Here is a 19,474-nt window from a genome sequence, read left to right as displayed (position 1 = left end):
TGATTCCTCCTTTAGACTTCTAGTTTTTTATCGATAATGTGACCTGTAACTACTAGTAATATAATTGTTAATAAACAATTAAAAAATAGATTTAAAATTGTAACCTCTGTACCAGAATAAAATGATGTATTTAAAAAACCATTTTGATCTATAAATCCAATATTATTTATAGCAAACACATACTTTTCTATTTGCTGAAAAATATACGTTATTCCTCCATTAAATGCGGTAAAAATGACGAATAAAACTAAACAAGCAACTTTATTCATCGATGATTTCACATTGAATAGTTTTACAATTACTATAATAAAATAAATAGAAACTAGCATATTAAGAAAATCTAGTCCCCATAAGAAAATAGATAATATATGATGTAATATTCCATAATTATATAAACTGTGTATTGCTTGCTGAATACCTAAATTAGTTTTTCCATTGTAAATATTTAAAGAAAAATAGTATAGAAAAATGATTCCTATTCCTAGTAAAATCATAAAGAGTAGTACACAGAATAAAATATTTGCACATATATACTTTTTTGCTGAAATAGAAGTATAACGTAGCATAGAGTTTTTTAACATTTTCCGAAAAGACGATATACCTGTTAAAAGAATTGCAAATCCATTTATACCTAGTACGATAAAGAATATAATAATAATTATATCTTGCCTACCTGAAATTCTAACTCCTGAAACTCCTTTCATATTAAATAAAAGAATGAATGAAACTGTAATAAAACCAAAGTAAATAATGGCTATCTTTCTCTTATTACAATTATACAGATAACGAAAAAGCTGACTCATTTCTCATAGGCCTCCTTAAACAGCTCATGTACTGCTTTACCCTTTTGAAATCGTAGTTCTTCCACATTTTCATGCAATATTATTTCTCCATCTTTCAAAAAGATTACTTCATCGAATATATTTTCGATTTCTCTTATTAAATGAGTCGATATAAGTAGCGTACAATCTTCACGATAAAATTTAAGTATTAGCTCAAGTACATGTTCTCTAGAAACAAGATCAATCCCGCCCAACGGCTCATCCAGTACGTATAGCTTCACTTTTCGAGAAAACGTTAAAATAATCTGCAGCTTCTCAACCATACCTTTTGACAATGCTGTAATTTTTTCTTCTAACGGTATTTTAAATTCTGCAATCGTATCTACCGCTTTTTGAATATCGAAGTCTTTATAAAAATCTCGGTAAAAAAATAAAGCGTCTTTTACAGTCATCCAATCATCAAAGACTGGCTTATCGGACATAAATGAAACGATTTCTTTCGTCTGTAATCCTACCTTTTTACCGTCTATTGTAATACTACCTTCAGAAGGGTGTTGCAAGCCTGCAATCATTTTCAATAACGTCGTTTTCCCGCTCCCGTTATCTCCAACAAGCCCAACGATTTTCCCTTCCGTAATCTCTATGTTTAATTCACGGATCACTGCTTTTAATCCGTATCTCTTCCATAAGTTTTCTATTTTCAATAGCTCTGTCATTGGCTCTCCTCCCTCTTATCATGTAATGAAGAACGAAGAATTGTAAGAATTTCTTCTTCTGAAAAACCTAAATTGTCCATTCCATCTATAAAAGAATGAAGTAATTCTTTCGCCATCTCTTTTCGCAGCTCCATAATTTTCTCCCCTTCATTCGTTACATACCGTCCCATTCCTCTACGTGTTACAACAACTCCATCCCGTTCTAGCTCTTGAAATGTACGCTGAATCGTATTTGGATTAACTTGTAATTCACTCGCTAATTCACGGACAGAGGGAATTTTATCACCAGGCAATAAATGTCCTGTTACGATTTCTTTTTTTATGTATTCCATTACCTGAATGTAAATTGGTGTATTTGGAGAAAACTCTATTTTCATTTCTTCCCTCCTTTTGTATCGGTGTACTAGTTAAATAATACACTGATACAAAAGGTTTGTAAATACCCATTTAATTACAAAAAAGTTCTATCCGTTAACCGAATAGAACTTCCCAAATATAAATCGCTATACAAAAATAATAGTGTTATGTAAACAAAATTATAAAGAAAAGCTGTCTTATCAATCAATAAGACAGCTTTTCTTTATAATCCTATATTAAAAGTTAAACACGAAGTCATCGTCAGCTAACTTTTCAACGTTCGTTGCTTTTACGTAACCATTTCCTTTTACAGAGAAGAAATCATGGTTTTTCGTATCTGTACGTAAACCATTTAAAACGATTGGGTTAATTTCTTCTTCTTCAAACTTCGGCTCAAGTCCTAAGTTCATAAGCCCTTTATTCGCATTGTAACGAACGAAACGATTTACATCTTCTACAAGACCGATAGAAGTGTAAATTTCTTCTGTATAGGCCATTTCAATTTCATATAGTTCCATTAATAACTCTTGTGTTTCTTTTTGCACTTCTTGTTGCTCTTCTGCAGAAAGTTCTGCGAAGATTTGTTGTGCTAAAATACCGACGAATACGCCGTGAATTGACTCATCACGAATTATCAAGTTGATAATCTCACCACTTGCTGTTAGTTTTCCTTGACCAGCTAAGTAAAGCGGATAGAAGAATCCACTATAGAATAAATAACTTTCTAAGAACACACTTGCTACCATTGCCATGTATAACTCTTTTTTCGTTACTTCAGGCTTTAGCAAACGACGATAGTAACCAGTAATAATACCGGCCTTTTTCTCAAGTAATGGATGAGTATCTACCCATTCAAAAATATCATCAATTTCTTCTTCAGTAGCTAACGTTGTAAAGATATGACTGTAACTCTTCGCATGTACTTCTTCCATAGCACCCATGAAAGCTAATACACTTTTCGCTTGTAAATTTTCAAGATGAACAAGTACAAGAGGCATACCTTCGCCGCCTTGTTTCGTATCTAAAAGTGTTAAACCACCTAATACACGCTTATAAGCAATCTGCTCTTCTTTTGATAATTGTGCCCAAGTATTTTTGTCAGAAGATACCGCGATTTCCTCTTCTGTCCAAAACTGAGCGATATTTTGCTTCCAAAACATTAAACTAAAATCATCTTCTTTTTTGTTCCAGTTTACCGCACGCATTAAATCGCCCCTTCTCTAAATATGATAACTAAGCATGAGCAGGGTTCAGAAAACCCTGCTCATCATGTCTCACTTTTTATATTAAACGGTACAAGCCACACACTCTTCCACGCTTAATTTACGTGTTCTCGTATAATACAGACTCTTTAAGCCTTTTTTATGTGCATAGATGTAGTAACGTGCTAATTCACGTGTTGAAATATCACTATTAACGTAAAGAATTGTACTAATTCCTTGGTCAATATGTTCTTGAATTTCTGCGATTAAATCAATTAATTTAAACTGATTCATATCGTAAGAAGATTTATAGTACCAGAACGTATCTTTTGATAAATACGGCATTGGATAATATGTTGTCGCATTCGCATATGTTCTTGATTCGATTTGACTTACGATCGGCATTACGCTTGAAGTTGCATTTTGAACGTAACTGATTGATTGTGTTGGAGCAATGGCAAGACGATATGAGTTGTATAAACCATTCTTCTGCACTTGCTCTTTTAAACTTGTCCAATCTTCTTTTGTCGGAATATGAATTCCTTCAAATAGTTGCTGAACTTTTTCAGTTACAGGACTGTAATCTGTCGTTTCATACTTTTCGAAGTATGTGCCATTCGCATAATCAGATTTATCGAAGTCTTTAAATGTCTCGCCTTTTTCTGTAGCGATTTCCATACTTTTCTCAATAGAATAGTAATTTAACATCATAAAGAATGTACGAGCGAATTCTTTCGCTTCTGCACTTTCATAAGCGATTTTATTTTTTGCTAAATATCCGTGTAAGTTCATTGCTCCAAGTCCAACTGAATGAAGCTCGTCATTTGCTTTTTTCACAGTTGGTGCATTCGGAATAATCGTCATATCAGAAACAGCTGTTAAAGCTTCCATTCCCGCATGAACTGCTTCACGAATTTCTTTATTTTCCATTACGTTTACGATATTTAACGATCCTAAGTTACAGTTAATATCACGACGGATAATGTCATCTGTACCGTAATCATTTATTTCTGAAGTTTCTTGAAGCTGGAAGATTTCTGTACATAAGTTCGACATCTTCACAGTTCCAATATCCTTCAATGGATGTTGATTATTTGCATTTGATTTAAACATTAAGTATGGGTAACCAGACTCAAGCTGAATCATAGCGATTTTAATAAGCATATCACGTGCACTAATATCTAGTGGCTTCTTCTTCACTTTCGGATTGCTCATTAATTCATCGTACATTTCATCAATGTCAATATCATCTAAATGCTTGCCATATTCTTTATAAACCGTATAAGGCGCGAAAACATGGAAAGGTTCGTTTTTCTCAGCAAGCTCAAAGAACTTACTTGGAACGATAATTCCGATTGATAGAGACTGAATACGGCTCTTCTCATCGGCATTTATTTTTTTTGTATCAAGGAATTCAATAATATCCCAATGGAAAATGTTTAAATATACTGCACCGGCACCTTTTCGTTGGCCAAGCTGATTCGCATATGAAAACGAATCTTCAAGCAATTTCATAACAGGTACTACGCCACTTGCAGCGTTGTCGATACCTTTAATTTGCTCACCACGTGCGCGTAGCTTAGATAAGTTTAAAGCTACTCCCCCGCCGATTTTTGATAATTGCATCGCAGTATTAATGTTAAAGCCAATTGAATTTAAGCTATCATCCATCTCTAACAAGAAACAAGACACCATTTCTCCTCTTCTGCTTCTTCCCGCATTTAAAAAGGTTGGTGTCGCTGGTTGGTAGTTTTGTTTTACAATCATGCTTGCGAATTGTCTTGCTTTCGAAACATCACCGCGTCCTAAGTATAATGAAACAATTGCTACACGATCTTCATAGCTTTCTAAGTATTGTTTTTGATCATTCGTTTTTAACGCATAATCTTTGTAGAACTTAGATGCTGCCATATAAGATTGGAACTCGAAGTTTTCACCATAAGCGATGTTATATACTTCCTCTACTTCCTCCAAGCTATACTCGTCCAGAACGTTGTAATAGTAATCATGTTCTTTCATATACTCCATTCGCTCTGCCACGCTATTAAAAGGAACGGTATTCTCTCTAGCTTCTTCCATAAAGACTTCTAATGCCTCTTTATCTTTATGAAGCTGATAAAAACCGTCCTGCATTTGCGTGATTTCATTATTCAGTTCAATGTGTCGCAATCTCCCGCACCCTTTCCTTAAAATATTCTACATCGTTATTTGTTCCAGATAACTCAAATTTTGATACAATAGGCACTTCATATTTAGTAGAAATCTTGTCAGCACTTGCACCGAACATGTCTCCCCAGTTACGATTGCCGCTTGCAGATACGCCTTTTAATTTTTCATTATTGCGCTCTAAAAAGTCTAAAACACGTTCTGGTACATTTCCAAAACCTGTTGTATACGTAATAAGAATAAAGTCTTCATCTATTACTAGATCTTCATCAATTTGAACGGCCGGCATATTTAATTTGTGAATGAAACGCTTCACGTTTCCTGTCATAGAATCATATGCAACTAACATTTCCGACCCTCCCTCTCAAATCTATATTCTCTATATGTTGTTCTTGATTTCTCTATATATTGTATTACGTTTCAAAATAAGACACAAGATATATGTATAAATTCTTTCTTTTTTTAACTTTTACTTTTCGACATGATAGCCGTTTTTTTTCAATACAATGACTATGAAACAACATTCTAAAACTCATGTCAATAAAGTGCTTTTCAAAAAAGTTGTCAACGAATTTAACCTTATTTTTAAAAAAGTTAACAATATATTTTGTCATAAAACGGTAGATGCTGAAGAAATATATTTCTCCAGCATCACGCAAAAAAGAACAGATATGAAACTATAATCTGCTCTAAAAAACGATTACATTTATCAAATTTACCTTATTAAATATATTATACATATACTTTCGTTTTTCGTTACATACTAAAAGATAACTATTATAGAAAAAGATTATTATTATGGAACTTCAATTTATTTATGAAAAGTTTATTCAGAGTACTCAATGCGCAAAATATCTTTTACAAATATATGATGTGGATTTTCATCTTTATCAAGCATTGTACATACAGGAGCCTCTTCATCAAAGTATACAATCAGTCCTTCTACGTACTGATATGTATGTTGAACTTGTACAGTTACTTTAATTTCTATTGCTTCTTCATATGCTCTTTTTATTTTCTGAAGCATTTTTGCTGAACATTTTCGTTTCTCTGGATACATAACCATTCCCATAAATCGATTGCCGGCTCTATCTTTCCACATATAATCCCAATGTGGTAAAATGCCTTGTTTAAAATCGCCCATAATTCCCCTCTCCTTTATCTTTTATTTATCCCGCATGAAACGTCTGTTTGGTGAAGGCTACTAATCAGTGAGAGATGCCCTGCTGATCAAAATTCTCCTTTATGAACGTGGCGTTTCTGAATATGTATAAATCACTTGCCCGCCTCGCTGTGCGTTACCAATGAAATGCTTAAAGTCTTCTCTATTTACAACAACTTCTCTGAACGTATAAAATACATCTTTCGTAACAACATACTCCTTTATTTCACCATTTTTTAGCTGATCTAAAATTGTATTTGCTAATTCTTTATCCATGTATTTCACCTCTCTGCAATATTTTATTTTATCTTATATTCTATAGGTCAACAACTGTAAATTTATCCCGCTATTTGCAGGTAGTCCGATTGGTGTTGACTACTAATCAGTCGTAGAATGAACAAAAAATCTTACTGATTAACGTTTCACTTTATCTCGTTGTTATGCCATGATTTTATTTTCGTTATTTCGCAAACAATATTGTTTTACTATATGTCCACTAAATATCATATACTAACATAGCTACTTCTCTATATCAAACATTTCGGCATTCAATTATGCAAAGTTCCATACCACTATGCTACAATATACAAATAGAACTAGGAGGGATACTATGATTCGGAAAGCAAAAAAGACAGATGCAATAGCAATAGCTCCTTTATTGTATAATGCTCTGCATGAAATTGCTGAAAAAATCACAGGTAGCACAGTTGAAGCAGAAGTATTACTAGGACTTGAGACATGGTTCTCAAAAGAAAATAACCGTCTGAGCTACGAAAACTGTTTTGTCTATGAACAAGACGAGAGTGCAGTTGGAATTATTGTCGCTTATCACGGTAGTGAAGCAACACAGCTTGACGCACCAATTGTACATCACTTAAGAGCATTACATAAAGATGAATCAATTACGTTAGAAAAAGAAGCTGAGCTTGATGAGTATTACATTGATACATTATCAGTTTCAAGTGCACACGGCGGAAAAGGTATAGGTTCTAAATTAATTGAAGCTGCCGAAATCTATGCAACTGAAAAAGGGCATAAAAAAATCGCTTTACTTGTTAATTTAGAAAACAAACGCGCCTATTCACTATACGAAAAGTTAGGTTATAAAAAAGATGAAATTGTTATGCTAGTAGGGGAACCTTATGCTCATCTCGTAAAACCATTAAACGTCAAAATTTCTATATCTTAAAAAGAAAGCACACGATTTATATAAATCGTGTGCTTTTATGTTAAATTTGTATTTAATATATTTCCATCCATCGCCTCGTGAAACGTATATGTTGTACATCCCCATGGCTCTCTGTGCAAAATAGGAGAACCAGACCATCCCATCGCTCTCAGTTCGGCACCAATCATTACATTCACATAATTATGACCTACAAGAGCTATACTTCCATGTACGAGAGCATAACGATGTAACAGGTAAGCCGCTTGCCTTACCCTCTCTCTTACTTCCTTATAAGACTCAACATCTTTATGGTAGCCAAGTATCCATAATGTTCGTCCAATGAACATCCATACCTTAATTGTGCATTTCAACCACTTCGGAGCAAAAAAGCATGAAGGAACTTCAGCTTCTCTAAAAAGAGAATTTTGCATAAAAGATAAAGAATCCGTCAATTCAGCTGCTGATTGTACAGCACGCCTTTGATCACTTGTTAAGACAAATTTCGCTGCTTCAATTGCCTCTATTGTTTCTATCGGCATTTTAGCTTTTTGTATCATTGACTCGGAATCATACTGTTTCATCCATTCGTGAAATGAATTAATTGTCATCGGTTCTCTTATACGACTTAAACAACCATGACGAATAAAAGAAATCTTCATTCTTTTCACTCTCCATTCATCACTTATGAACTCTATTATGCACTAGTTCTAAACATCATACCACGCAAGAAAATAAAGTTATATACCTTTACATCTCCCCACCACTATCATGTGTTATCGAAGCATGGATACCATCCATCCCATCAAAATATGTACTCGTATCATATTGACGAATCTTTTTTAAATGCATATAAGAAAATAAAAATAAAATTAAAGCTATAACACTCCCCACAAATTCAAACATCATTTTACCGCCTCTAATTTCTCCCACTTCAGCAGGTTATTCTACTTTTTCATTATACCTCGATATAAAGATTCTCGCATTTTTGCTATTTTTTCTAAAAAACATGGATTTTCTACATATTTTCTTACAAAAAGTGAATATTTTTCGAATTTTTACTTTGGAAACATTTACAAAGTAGGAAATATGGTTCAAAATAGGAGGAAATAAAAAAACCCAAATTTATTCTTTTTTTGGGAAAACTGTAACAAGGAGAGTTGCTTATGCAGATCGCAGAAACTGGAGATATCATCGAATTTAAAGGTGGAATGCAAGGCCGTGTTCAAAAAGTAAATCAAAACTCTGTTATTGTTGATATAACAATTATGAAGAATTTTAGAGAACTAGATATGGAACCTCTTACAGTTGTAAGTCATAAAAACTATACTGTCATTAATCAAAATGCATAATATAATAGAAAGAAAGGGCCTGTATACTATACAGGCCCTTTCTTTCTATTAACGATTATCAATTGTTTCCGGATATAGATCGTGGTTCATCATGCGGTAGTCAGCCATTTGTTCATACTTCGTACCTGGGCGCCCGTAGTTGCAGTATGGATCAATTGAAATGCCACCACGTGGTGTGAATTTCCCCCATACCTCAATATAACGCGGATCCATTAATTTAATTAAATCGTTCATAATAACGTTCATGCAATCTTCGTGGAAATCACCATGATTGCGGAAACTAAATAAATACAACTTTAAAGATTTACTCTCTACCATTTTTTGCTCTGGAATATAGCTAATATAAATTGTTGCAAAATCTGGTTGTCCTGTTTTCGGGCATAAACTTGTAAATTCAGGACAATTGAATTTTACAAAATAATCACGGTTTGGATGATTATTATCAAATACCTCTAATATTTCTGGGCTATATTCAAATAAATATTTTGTATTTTGATTCCCTAGTAATGTTACATCTTTTAAATCTTCATCTAATCTTCCTGTCATTTTAAACATCCCTTCTCGTTATACGCCGCGCTTATTTCCCCATACTAACGCATGAAGCTGAGGCAATACTTTTGCATCATTCATCTCTTTACAATTTACAGCTTTATCAATCAGCCATTCATACTTATCTAATAAATTTTTTATAAGCATCGCATCATCCACTGTTTTTGTATCATCGTTTCCTACTTGTAAGAAAAATGGTACCTTTGGATAACGTTCGTGCATCTTAACTGCATATTCAAAATCATGATCATCGAATACTACTACTTTTAAACTAATATCTTTTCCTGCTAGTTTCTGAATAATAGCATCTAACTTATGAAAATCTGTTTTCATCGTTGAACTTGGTGGTTTTGGAGAAATTGTTACCTCATCAATTTGAAGTAACCAATCTTGCCATTTACTCCCTTGCGTTTCAATTGCCGTTCGCATTCCATTTTCTTTTAATATAGAAAGAAGAAACTCAATATTTTTCAGCAATGCCGGATTTCCACCTGAAATCGTAACATGAGAAAAATTTTCTCCTCCAATTGCAACAAGCTCATCCCAAATATCTTCTGGTGTCATCTGTCTAATTTGATCTTTAGCTGATCCATCCCACGTAAAAGCAGAATCACACCAAGCACAGCTATAATCACAACCAGCTGTACGAATAAACATTGTTTTTTGCCCTACAACCATTCCTTCACCTTGAATAGTCGGACCGAATATTTCTAAGACAGGGATTTTACTCATCAAGCATCCACTCCCGTCTTACTTCCGCATAACTAGTCGGCGTCTCAAATAGACGAACAAATTCAACGCGAGCTCCTTTATATTCGTTCACTCGATTCTCTTTTGTTAGTGCTTCTGCCATCTTTTCATAAATCCAAACGACCATATTTTCAGCAGTCGTATTCATTGCAGGTAACGTTTCGTTTAAATAACGATGATCTAGATAAATTTCGATTTCATTTTTCCAAATTTCTTTTATATCTCCAAAGTCAATTGCAAGACCTATTTCATTTACATATCCACTAATTCCAAATACAACTTTATATGTGTGACCGTGTAAGTTTTTACATTTCCCTTCATAACAGTGTAAATGGTGTGCTGCATCAAATGTAAATTCCTTGCTGACCATTACTCTTTTATTATGGTATTTGAGTTGTTTACGCTGAATATCCTTGTCCATTTTTTGCAAATTCTCTACGATGCGAAATCCAAAAAAGTTATCCATTAGTTATTCGCTCCTTCGCGTTCTTGTAGGTACGTATCTAATCCTGCTTTACGAAGTTGACATGCTGGACATTCACCGCAACCATCACCAATGATTCCGTTATAACATGTTAATGTTTTTTCTCGAACAAACTCAAATGCTCCAAGTTCATCTGATAATTTCCATGTTTCAGCCTTATCAATCCACATAAGTGGCGTGTGAATGACAAACGGGTAATCCATAGATAAATTTAAAGTAACATTTAACGATTTCACAAACACGTCACGGCAGTCTGGATAACCACTGAAATCAGTTTCACATACACCCGTTACAATATGACGTGCTCCAACTTGTTTTGCTAATACAGCAGCAAATGATAAGAAGAGTAAATTTCGTCCATCTACAAATGTCGATGGCAATTCACCTTCTTCATGTGTAATCTCCATATCCGTTCTCGTTAACGCATTTGGAGCAAGTTGATTTAATAGACTCATATCTAGTACCGTATGCTTTATTCCTAGTTCTTTTGCAATTTCCGCTGCACAATCAATTTCTAGCTTATGACGTTGATTGTAATTAAACGTTACAGCTTCTACCTCTGCAAACTGCTCTATTGCCCAAAATAAACATGTCGTACTATCTTGTCCTCCACTAAAAACAACAACTGCTTTTTCTTTTTTCATTTCACTCATTCTCCTTCTCTACTATAAATAAGAAGAAAGAACGTTCTTGAACTGTCACAATAAAAAAACAAAACAATACCTAAGGATATTGTTGTTTCCATAGTTTTTTATAGAGGGAGTTCGCGAACCTCTCCCGCGCGATGCACGGAATTTCTTCTTTCATTGACACAGCTTATTGTAACATATTGTATACTAGCGTAAAAATTTCTGATTTTTCCGCTATTTATTATTTCATTTCTTTCATTTTATAGTATGATTAATTTAATCTAAGAAGAGAGGAGGCATCCCACTGAAATCCTTTATTATTTATCTCTTTTTAAATATATTATTCATCCTGATTACAATGCTCGTATATCATTTATTTTGGAATCAAAAAGGGAAACGCTCTCCTAAATTAAATTCAGCTATATTCATTGTACTCTGTTGCCTTGCTACCGTACTCTGTATTACATTTGCAGCAAAAACAAATAATGGTTTTCAATTTGATATGCGCCATATTGTATTAATTGTCGGTACATTAACGGGAGGGCCTATTGCTGGTGGTTCTATCTTAGTTGTATTAAACATATATCGCTTATTATTAGGTGGGGTAGGTGTTTTCCCATCTCTTATCGGTTCTGTTCTTCTATTTATTGTTCTATTATTAACATATAAATTTTTCAATCGAACTTCTAATCGTATAAAAATAACACTTGCTATTATCTACAGTCTCACATACGGATTTAGTTGGATACCCTTCTTCCTTTCAAAGGTTACAAATAAGACTGATTATATACCGCATATTATTGTGTATGAATTATGTTCAATGCTTGGTACGATTCTAATTCTATATTTACTACACATATTACAAACTCAAGTTCGTCTCCAAAACGAACTTATAAATGCTGAAAAGTTTCATTTAATTGGTGAAATGGCAGCGTCTATCTCTCATGAAATTCGCAATCCATTAACTTCAACGAAAGGTTTTTTACAACTGTTACAATCAGATACATGCACTGAGCAGGAACGAAAATTATATATCGACATTGCCATTAATGGCATCGAACAAGCAAATCATGTTCTTACAGATTATTTAACCTTTGCTAAACCAAGCATTGAAAAAGAACAAACATTACAGTTAGAAGAAGAATTACTACATGCATTGTCGTTAATTACACCGCTTGCTAATTTAACAAATGTACGTACTCATTATATAAAGCAAAGCACTTCTTTTTTTATCGTTGGAGAAAAGCAAAAACTAAATCAATGTTTATTAAATATTTTAAAAAATTGCATTGAGGCTATGCCAAAAGGCGGTGATCTTTATTTCACATTAGTTCCTGATCATAAGCATATTCAGTTATATATAAAAGATACAGGAGTCGGTATGGATTCAGAACAAGTAAAACGTCTTGGCTCTCCTTTTTATTCAACGAAAGAAAAAGGTACTGGACTTGGAATGATGGTCGTATTCAGTGTTGTTCAAGCTATGAATGGAAAAATTGATATTATAAGTGAAAAAGGAATCGGTACAACCTTTTTATTAACTTTTCCACTCATACAAAAAACGTGATGAAATACTCATCACGTTTTTTCTGTTCCTTCAACTAATTCAGCAAAAGCTTTCACTTTTCCGTGCGGTTGTTGATTTTCTTTACGTGCTTTCCAGGCGCGCTCTTCTTCTCGCTTCTTCTTAGACATGTTTTTTCAACTCCTTCTTTTCTTTCTCCATGTAGTATTCCAAAATAAGAAAGAAAACTATGCACGTATCAAAAAAGAAGTGGTTTCCCACTTCTTCCACTTTAGCGTTGCAAAATTGCATGTTTCGCCTCTTTTAACTGCGTAAGATGTCTTTGTTCATGCAAATCAAGAAATTGAACCCATTGATACAAATTCAGATCATTAAAAACAGGATGCTTTAATCCATTTTCAAATAGATCTTTTTCATCTATAACACTATGAAGCGCGTGTAATAGTTCTTGGCGTGAATGTTCTAGCAATTGAATTCCTTGCTGTTTTTTCATTAAAGTTTCTGTTGGTTGCATTTGCTGAGGAGCTTCTCGTTTATGTGTGCGATCAAGCGTAAGTTGGAGGTCTTTAAATGGAGTCATGTTTCTTTCCTTTTTTTGTAAAGCATATACAAGGGCAGACGTGACAGATTGTTCAACTAAATGCAAGTGGTGTAAAATTTGAATAATGCTCCATTTATCACGGCGTGGCTTTACATTCACTTCTGTGTCATTTAACATTTCAATTTCTGATAATAGCGTGCTTCGAGTAGACTGTAATGAGTTTACTAAACTTTCTAAACTTACATCCATATTAGATTGAAGCATACTTGTTCCCCCCTTTTGTTTGTGAAAAGAGGTGCTCCTTATTAGAAACACCTCTTTAGTATTCTGAATTTTCTTTTATTATCTCATCATTTTCCCATTATGTCGATGTTAAACATGTGAAAAAAAGCGCATGTTTTTTACAATTTTGTGTCGTCAATCGCATGTAACCATGCTTCAATTTCTGTAATAACACTTTTCACACAGCCTTCAGCAAATGGTGATGTTAAATTTGCAACTTCTACTAATTCTAAGAACGATTTACTTCCACCTTGTTGGCACAGATTCACATAATCTTCCCAAGCCTCTTGTCTATTATCTCTTGCACGTTTCCAAAATTGTAGCGCACAAATTTGAGCAAGCGTGTAATCAATATAATAGAACGGTGAGCTATAAATATGCCCTTGACGTTGCCAAAAACCACCGCGCTCTAAATAATCATTATCCTCATAATCACGATGTGGTAAATATTTCTTCTCTATGTTACGCCATGCTGTCTTACGCTCTTCAGGTGATGCTTCAGGATTTTCATATACATAATGTTGATATTCATCAACAGATACACCATAAGGTAAAAACAGAAGTGCTGAACTTAAGTGAGAGAAGTAATATTTATCTGCATCTTCTTCAAAGAATAGCTTCATCCATGGCCATGTAAAGAATTCCATACTCATAGAGTGGATTTCACATGCCTCATATGTTGGCCAATTATATTCTGGAATTTCAAATTTACGACTTTCATATACTTGGAAAGCATGACCTGCTTCATGTGTTAATACATCAATGTCACCAGATGTTCCATTGAAGTTTGAGAAAATAAATGGCGCTTTATAATTCTCAATATATGTACAATATCCGCCACCAGCTTTTCCTTTTTTCGCAACTAAATCTAATAAATCATTATCTAGCATGAAATTGAAAAATTCATTTGTTTCAACCGATAACTCTTTATACATTGTCTTTCCATGATCAACAATCCAATCCGCATCTCCTTTTGGAGTTGGGTTACCTGTAGCAAACTCAAAGTTTTCGTCGTAATAAGCTAACTTCTCTACACCGATACGTGCTTGTTGTCGCTTTCTTAATTCCGTTGTAACGGGAACGATATAATCTAGCACTTGCTGACGGTAATTAGCCACCATCTCCGCATTATAATCTGTACGGTACATTCTTGCATATCCAAGTTCAACAAAGTTTTTGAAACCTAAAGATTTTGCGATTTTCGTTCTCACTTTAACAAGCTCATCATAAATACGATCTAGTTCTTCCTCATTTCCAGCTAAAAATCCGTAGTATGCTTCACTTGCTGCTTTACGTTCGCTTCTTTCTTTTCCTTGCATAAACGGAATCAGTTGCGATAACGTTCTTTCTTCTCCAGCAAAGTCAATTTTTGCAGATGCTAATAACTGTGTATATTGCGATGATAATTTATTTTCTAATTGTAAATCTTTCACGACTTCATCTGAATATGTTTTTAAATCACATTCTGCTAGAGCAAATAATTGTTTTCCATAATACGCCTCTAATTCTTCACGAAATGGAGAATTAATGAGTGCCTTATAATATTTTGTACCATATCCTTGTACAACTGGAGAGAATTCATCAAAGAAATCCTGCTCCTCCTTATAAAAAGTATCCGTCGTATCAACAGAATGGCGAATGTAACAAAGGTTTCCCATTGTACCAAAATCGTTGCGAATCTCATTAATTGAATGAATGACTTGTTTTTGTTCTTCTACAGTTTTTGCGTTATCAAACTTCTCTAAAGCAACAGTAAATTTCTCTTTTAACTCTTCAATATTTGGGCGTTTATATTCATAGTCTTTAAATGACATGAACGAGCCTCCTCTCCATTACATACCTTTATTATAATTCAATACGTATTCTCGAATCCCCTCTTAATTTTCAACAAATTTCGGCAGTGACTGCCATGAGTTCATTACAAATAAAAAAGCCTTGGATTTATTTATCCAAAGCTCCTTTGGAACATATTATTTTTCATACTTCCCAATTTTTTTTAATAAATCAAGTAATTCATCTTTTTCATCTTTCGTTAACATTTCAAAAGACTGATGTATAACTTTCTCATGCCCCGGAAAAATAGAAGCAATAAAGTTCTCGCCAGACTCAGTTAATTGCGCGTAAATAACACGTCTGTCATTCGGACATGGGATTCTCTTTACTAATCCCTTTTTCTCCAACTTATCTACAACATATGTAATGCTGCCACTAGCTATTAAAATGCGCTCACCAATTTGCTGGAGTGGTTGACCGCCTTTATGATATAGCAGTTCTAATACAGCAAATTCAGTTGGATTTAACCCGTTACTTTGTATAGATTTATTTGTAGTATCCATAACAGAACGATGTACACGAGATAATGCAATAAATACTTTTAAAGATTGAGAAATATCTTCTCGTTCATTATTTGATGTCATACAACTTTCAACCCTTCACTTAAATTCTCAGCAATAAAAAGAAAATACCACTTCATACTTCATGTGAATTCCGAATGAGCATTCACTCATCCATTTCCTCTCCCCTAATATATTAAAAATCATTCTTGAATAAAAACATGACAATTTTAACATAGTTTATATATAATGATAATAAAAAAAGAAGGAGTACCACATTTGAAAGTCAAATTCCAAAGCATAATTATATATATATTGCTTGTTATCCTACCGACAATAGGGATTGGTGCTACATTTTATTCGTATCATACATATAAAATGAAACAGGAAAACAAATTATCTGCTCATACAGTTCTCTTTTTATATAGAGATTATTTGGATCATCATCTTGGTGAAGCAATTTCTGCTTTAGACATGCTTGCAAAAGTTGTAGGCACCGAGACTGGTAATATAAATGGCATTAAACAAATTGTACATGATACAGATGGAAACGATGCACGCTTTTCTGGTCTATATTACGCTACACCAGAAGGAGTCATTACAATCGCATCTGAAGATGAATCAAAGCCTATAGATGTTTCAGACCGTAAATATATTCAAGACGCGCTCCAAACTAAAAAAACCACTGTATCATCAGTCATTACTGATCGCGTTCTTGGACATAAAGCTATTATGATTGCTGCCCCCATATTTAATAAACAGAAGGAGCTCTCAGGATTATTATTAGCTAGTTTACGCTTTGATTACATTTCCTCTTCTTTAAATGCCATTAAACCGCAATACCATTTTGAGGTAACTGATAAACATGATGTAGTTTTTCTAACCGATGATAATAACGACACAAGTGATACGCATTCTAATATGCTTACTACCCCACTCCAAAGATTAAATTGGAAGGTCTCTGTTTCTCCATTACCCATTCATCAAAAAACCTTATACCAGTGGGTTGCAATAGAGTGTATAGCTACTTTATTTTTAATGTCTATTTTATTTTTGCTTGCTCAATATATGTTGTTAAAACGTCAAACAAAACTTGAAAGACAACAAAATGAACTACAGAAAATTGAATTAGTTGGAACTTTTGCAGCGAGTACAGCACACGAAATCCGTAATCCTCTTACTGGAATTAAAGGACTCGTCGCTCTATTAAAAGAGAAATATAAAGATGAACAAGATCAGTTCTACTTTTCCGTAATTGAACAAGAAATAGAGCGAATCAATGAAATTGTAAGTGAATTTCTTATTCTAGGAAAGCCAACCGCCATCATCGAACAAACATATGATGTAAGAACAATTCTAAATGAGGTAGCATTAATTATTCAATCTGAGGCGAATTTACATAACATTGTATTCCATTTACATTTGCCAGACCATCCTGTTCATATCCGTTGTTCGAAAGACCATATGAAACAAGTGGTTTTAAACATTACCAAAAATGCAATTGAGGCCATGACTTCTAATGATACACTAACCATTGTAGTAAAAAACAATGAAACACACGCACAACTGCATATTACAGATACTGGAAAAGAGATTCCGCAACATATTCAAAAACACCTCTTTCATCCGTTCTTTACTAATAAAGATACTGGAACAGGTCTTGGACTTGTCATATGTAAACGAATTGTAGAGATGTATAATGGGCATATTTTTATCGACAGTACAGAAAATGAAGGAACGACAGTTCATATCGAAATTCCGTTACACATAGTATAATTATCCTTATCCTATAAGGGTAATTATACTTATTTCATAAAACCAGCCACAAGCATTCGCCAAAAATTATTTGATTTTCCTTCATACCCGATTTGGAAAATAGGTATTTTTATAATTGAAAACCATTTCGGTGTTTGTTTTTCTTTATAACATTGATATTGTAAAATAAGCTTGTCCAATTCTTGACTAACTTGAATTGTCTCCCTACTATTTAGCCCACTTGTTAATCCTAGTTGAATCATTTCTTCACGTTTCATATGAATATCACGTGAAAGCTTTTCTAATGTGTACTTCCTTTTTACAGTAAACATCCATATCCCCCTTATTATACTTCCATGCTCTTAACTTCACTTCTCCATTGACTTTTTTTAACTACTTAATCATATGCAAATTTGAAGAATCAGAAAATTTAACATTTTCTCCCTGTAATTTACAAATCTTTACCCTCACTTTGAGAATTATTACAAATTATTCTATCTTTGTAAATACATTCGCAATAATAGACATTTTTTTCATCTTCTTTTTTTATAAATTCTACGTAAACCGGGGATTCTTAATTTTCCACCTACTTTTCTTCGACATTTTTTGTTTAATTTATATAAAAAAGCAAAACATAATGATGATTGATAAAGTGAAACTTTAATCAGTGTTTTTTTGTTCAGCCCCCACTGATAATTAGCATTCACCAATCGGGTAGGCAGTGAATCTCCCACCTATCCAGCCCAATGTTGAGGTGGGAGTCTTACTACCCACAAATAGCAGGATAACAATAGAAAGGAAATATTTATATGCGAAAATATACGATTGCATTATTCATCATTGTTTTGTTTTTACCGTCTTTCTTATTTCCTATTCAAGCAAATGCTCATACGAATAAAGTTGCTATTGTCATTGATGATTTCGGTAATAATATGAAGGGGACTAATCAAATGTTATCACTTCCCATTCCACTCACTGTTGCTGTTATGCCTTTTCTTCCTTCCACAAAAGAAGACGCAATAGCTGCCCATAAGAAAGGCCATGAAGTTATTATACATATGCCAATGGAACCTATAAAAGGTAAAAAAGAATGGCTTGGGCCGAAAGCAATTACAACTGATTTAAGCGATGAAGAAATAAACAACCGACTTGAACAAGCCATTCAAGAAGTACCGCATGCAATTGGAATGAACAATCATATGGGGTCAAAAGTAACAGCGGATGAAAGAATTGTTCGCCTTATACTTGCTGCTTGTAAAAAACACGGTTTATTTTACTTAGATAGTAAAACGAATCCTAATAGTGTCGTCCCAAAAATCGGAAAAGAATTAGGAGTTCCTATTATTGAAAACCAACTATTTTTTGATGATGTGTATACAGCAGGACATATTTCAAAACAAGCCCAATTACTCATCAAAAAAATTCAAGAAAAACCTATTATGGTAGCTATCGGGCATGTGGGCCCCCCAGGTGAAATTACATCACGCGTTATTGAAACTTCTATCCCTAAAATTCGTGAGCATGCAGACTTTATTTTCTTATCTGATCTAGCATTATCCCCGCCTCCTGTTTCAAAATAAAGTTCATTACTCACATATAATCAGCCCTCACCAATTGGGCTTTTACAGGTAACACCCGCCCACCTAACTTCTTTGCTTTCACCAAATTTTGAGGCGTGGATTTTACTACCCACAAATAGTGGGACAAAAAAGTACCTATCTATA

General features: G+C 33.8%; 24 protein-coding genes and 1 riboswitch. Of the genes, 5 read left to right on the top strand and 19 right to left on the bottom strand.

The window, feature by feature from the left end:
- Positions 1-11: 11 nt before the first annotated feature.
- The 8 genes from DN407_RS06715 to DN407_RS06675 all read right to left on the bottom strand — a co-directional run bounded on the left by DN407_RS06715 (position 12) and on the right by DN407_RS06675 (position 6,661).
- Positions 12-803: a hypothetical protein gene (locus tag DN407_RS06715; protein ID WP_000080438.1), complete on the bottom strand. Its 792-nt coding sequence runs from the start codon at positions 801-803 to the stop codon at positions 12-14.
- A complete protein-coding gene (locus DN407_RS06710; RefSeq protein WP_000137748.1) occupies positions 800-1,498 on the bottom strand; it encodes an ABC transporter ATP-binding protein in 699 nt (232 codons plus the stop codon). The genes DN407_RS06715 and DN407_RS06710 overlap by 4 nt, the downstream gene beginning before the upstream one ends.
- Complete coding sequence (locus DN407_RS06705; protein ID WP_000687512.1) at positions 1,495-1,875, bottom strand: GntR family transcriptional regulator; 381 nt, start codon at positions 1,873-1,875, stop codon at positions 1,495-1,497. Before DN407_RS06705 ends, DN407_RS06710 begins: the two co-directional genes overlap by 4 nt.
- 216 nt (positions 1,876-2,091) lie before the next feature.
- Positions 2,092-3,060: a class 1b ribonucleoside-diphosphate reductase subunit beta gene (gene nrdF / locus DN407_RS06700; RefSeq protein ID WP_001203012.1), complete on the bottom strand. Its 969-nt coding sequence runs from the start codon at positions 3,058-3,060 to the stop codon at positions 2,092-2,094.
- A gap of 81 nt (positions 3,061-3,141) precedes the next feature.
- On the bottom strand, positions 3,142-5,226 hold the full coding sequence (gene nrdE, locus DN407_RS06695) for a class 1b ribonucleoside-diphosphate reductase subunit alpha (RefSeq protein ID WP_001215839.1): 2,085 nt from the start codon (positions 5,224-5,226) through the stop codon (positions 3,142-3,144).
- On the bottom strand, positions 5,213-5,572 hold the full coding sequence (gene nrdI, locus DN407_RS06690) for a class Ib ribonucleoside-diphosphate reductase assembly flavoprotein NrdI (protein ID WP_000959447.1): 360 nt from the start codon (positions 5,570-5,572) through the stop codon (positions 5,213-5,215). Before nrdI ends, nrdE begins: the two co-directional genes overlap by 14 nt.
- A 477-nt stretch (positions 5,573-6,049) precedes the next feature.
- On the bottom strand, positions 6,050-6,367 hold the full coding sequence (locus DN407_RS06680) for a hypothetical protein (RefSeq protein WP_000502197.1): 318 nt from the start codon (positions 6,365-6,367) through the stop codon (positions 6,050-6,052).
- A gap of 99 nt (positions 6,368-6,466) precedes the next feature.
- On the bottom strand, positions 6,467-6,661 hold the full coding sequence (locus DN407_RS06675; RefSeq protein WP_000356684.1) for a hypothetical protein: 195 nt from the start codon (positions 6,659-6,661) through the stop codon (positions 6,467-6,469).
- Between the two features lie 334 nt (positions 6,662-6,995).
- Between DN407_RS06675 and DN407_RS06670 the strand changes: the two genes are divergently transcribed.
- Positions 6,996-7,574: a GNAT family N-acetyltransferase gene (locus DN407_RS06670; protein WP_098783124.1), complete on the top strand. Its 579-nt coding sequence runs from the start codon at positions 6,996-6,998 to the stop codon at positions 7,572-7,574.
- A gap of 35 nt (positions 7,575-7,609) precedes the next feature.
- Here DN407_RS06670 and DN407_RS06665 read toward each other — a convergent pair whose 3' ends face one another.
- Together DN407_RS06665 and DN407_RS31540 are read right to left on the bottom strand one after the other, a co-directional pair.
- Positions 7,610-8,212, bottom strand: a complete 603-nt coding sequence (locus DN407_RS06665) for a histidine phosphatase family protein (RefSeq protein WP_000703098.1) — start codon at positions 8,210-8,212, stop codon at positions 7,610-7,612.
- A gap of 88 nt (positions 8,213-8,300) precedes the next feature.
- Positions 8,301-8,456, bottom strand: a complete 156-nt coding sequence (locus DN407_RS31540) for a hypothetical protein (protein WP_000461432.1) — start codon at positions 8,454-8,456, stop codon at positions 8,301-8,303.
- A 260-nt stretch (positions 8,457-8,716) separates the two neighbouring features.
- Here DN407_RS31540 and DN407_RS06660 point away from each other — a divergent pair, with 260 nt between their 5' ends.
- Positions 8,717-8,902, top strand: coding sequence for a YkvS family protein (locus DN407_RS06660; RefSeq protein WP_001165082.1), 186 nt, complete (start codon positions 8,717-8,719; stop codon positions 8,900-8,902).
- A 48-nt stretch (positions 8,903-8,950) separates the two neighbouring features.
- Here the strand turns inward: DN407_RS06660 and queF are convergent, their stop codons facing one another.
- Genes queF through queC form a run of 4 tightly spaced genes read right to left on the bottom strand, consistent with a single transcriptional unit; the run spans position 8,951 to position 11,329 of the window.
- Positions 8,951-9,448, bottom strand: a complete 498-nt coding sequence (queF, locus tag DN407_RS06655) for a preQ(1) synthase (RefSeq protein ID WP_001986050.1) — start codon at positions 9,446-9,448, stop codon at positions 8,951-8,953.
- Positions 9,449-9,466: 18 nt separating this feature from the next.
- Positions 9,467-10,183: a 7-carboxy-7-deazaguanine synthase QueE gene (gene queE / locus DN407_RS06650; protein ID WP_000036298.1), complete on the bottom strand. Its 717-nt coding sequence runs from the start codon at positions 10,181-10,183 to the stop codon at positions 9,467-9,469.
- Positions 10,176-10,667: a 6-carboxytetrahydropterin synthase QueD gene (gene queD / locus DN407_RS06645; RefSeq protein ID WP_000368414.1), complete on the bottom strand. Its 492-nt coding sequence runs from the start codon at positions 10,665-10,667 to the stop codon at positions 10,176-10,178. The genes queE and queD overlap by 8 nt, the downstream gene beginning before the upstream one ends.
- Entirely contained in the window at positions 10,667-11,329 is a 663-nt protein-coding gene (gene queC, locus DN407_RS06640; protein WP_000711595.1) for a 7-cyano-7-deazaguanine synthase QueC, read from the bottom strand. The genes queD and queC overlap by 1 nt, the downstream gene beginning before the upstream one ends.
- A 93-nt stretch (positions 11,330-11,422) precedes the next feature.
- Positions 11,423-11,466, bottom strand: a riboswitch (PreQ1 riboswitch).
- 206 nt (positions 11,467-11,672) lie between these two features.
- Between queC and kinB the strand changes: the two genes are divergently transcribed.
- Positions 11,673-12,881: a sporulation sensor histidine kinase KinB gene (kinB, locus tag DN407_RS06635; RefSeq protein ID WP_000964155.1), complete on the top strand. Its 1,209-nt coding sequence runs from the start codon at positions 11,673-11,675 to the stop codon at positions 12,879-12,881.
- Positions 12,882-12,892: 11 nt separating this feature from the next.
- Here the strand turns inward: kinB and DN407_RS32050 are convergent, their stop codons facing one another.
- The 4 genes from DN407_RS32050 to DN407_RS06620 form a co-directional block, all read right to left on the bottom strand.
- Complete coding sequence (locus tag DN407_RS32050) at positions 12,893-13,009, bottom strand: DUF6254 family protein (RefSeq protein ID WP_000038355.1); 117 nt, start codon at positions 13,007-13,009, stop codon at positions 12,893-12,895.
- A 101-nt stretch (positions 13,010-13,110) separates the two neighbouring features.
- Positions 13,111-13,644 (bottom strand): DinB family protein, encoded by a 534-nt coding sequence (locus tag DN407_RS06630; RefSeq protein ID WP_000941970.1) that lies wholly within the window; start codon positions 13,642-13,644, stop codon positions 13,111-13,113.
- A gap of 137 nt (positions 13,645-13,781) precedes the next feature.
- Positions 13,782-15,476 (bottom strand): M3 family oligoendopeptidase, encoded by a 1,695-nt coding sequence (locus tag DN407_RS06625; protein ID WP_000008579.1) that lies wholly within the window; start codon positions 15,474-15,476, stop codon positions 13,782-13,784.
- Positions 15,477-15,632: 156 nt separating this feature from the next.
- Entirely contained in the window at positions 15,633-16,079 is a 447-nt protein-coding gene (locus DN407_RS06620; protein WP_000203336.1) for a MarR family winged helix-turn-helix transcriptional regulator, read from the bottom strand.
- Between the two features lie 195 nt (positions 16,080-16,274).
- Here DN407_RS06620 and DN407_RS06615 point away from each other — a divergent pair, with 195 nt between their 5' ends.
- On the top strand, positions 16,275-17,771 hold the full coding sequence (locus DN407_RS06615) for a DUF3149 domain-containing protein (RefSeq protein WP_149216128.1): 1,497 nt from the start codon (positions 16,275-16,277) through the stop codon (positions 17,769-17,771).
- A 29-nt stretch (positions 17,772-17,800) separates the two neighbouring features.
- Here DN407_RS06615 and DN407_RS06610 read toward each other — a convergent pair whose 3' ends face one another.
- Positions 17,801-18,082, bottom strand: a complete 282-nt coding sequence (locus tag DN407_RS06610; protein ID WP_000495536.1) for an aspartyl-phosphate phosphatase Spo0E family protein — start codon at positions 18,080-18,082, stop codon at positions 17,801-17,803.
- Between the two features lie 477 nt (positions 18,083-18,559).
- On the opposite strand from DN407_RS06610, the gene DN407_RS06605 reads away from it, so the two are divergent.
- Positions 18,560-19,330, top strand: coding sequence for a divergent polysaccharide deacetylase family protein (locus DN407_RS06605; RefSeq protein WP_001234107.1), 771 nt, complete (start codon positions 18,560-18,562; stop codon positions 19,328-19,330).
- Positions 19,331-19,474 lie beyond the last annotated feature (144 nt).

This window comes from Bacillus sp. JAS24-2 (assembly GCF_008274905.1).
GTDB lineage: Bacteria > Bacillota > Bacilli > Bacillales > Bacillaceae_G > Bacillus_A > Bacillus_A cereus.
The sequence above is the reverse complement of the archived record's forward strand: the minus strand, read 5'-3'. Positions and strand labels throughout refer to the sequence as shown.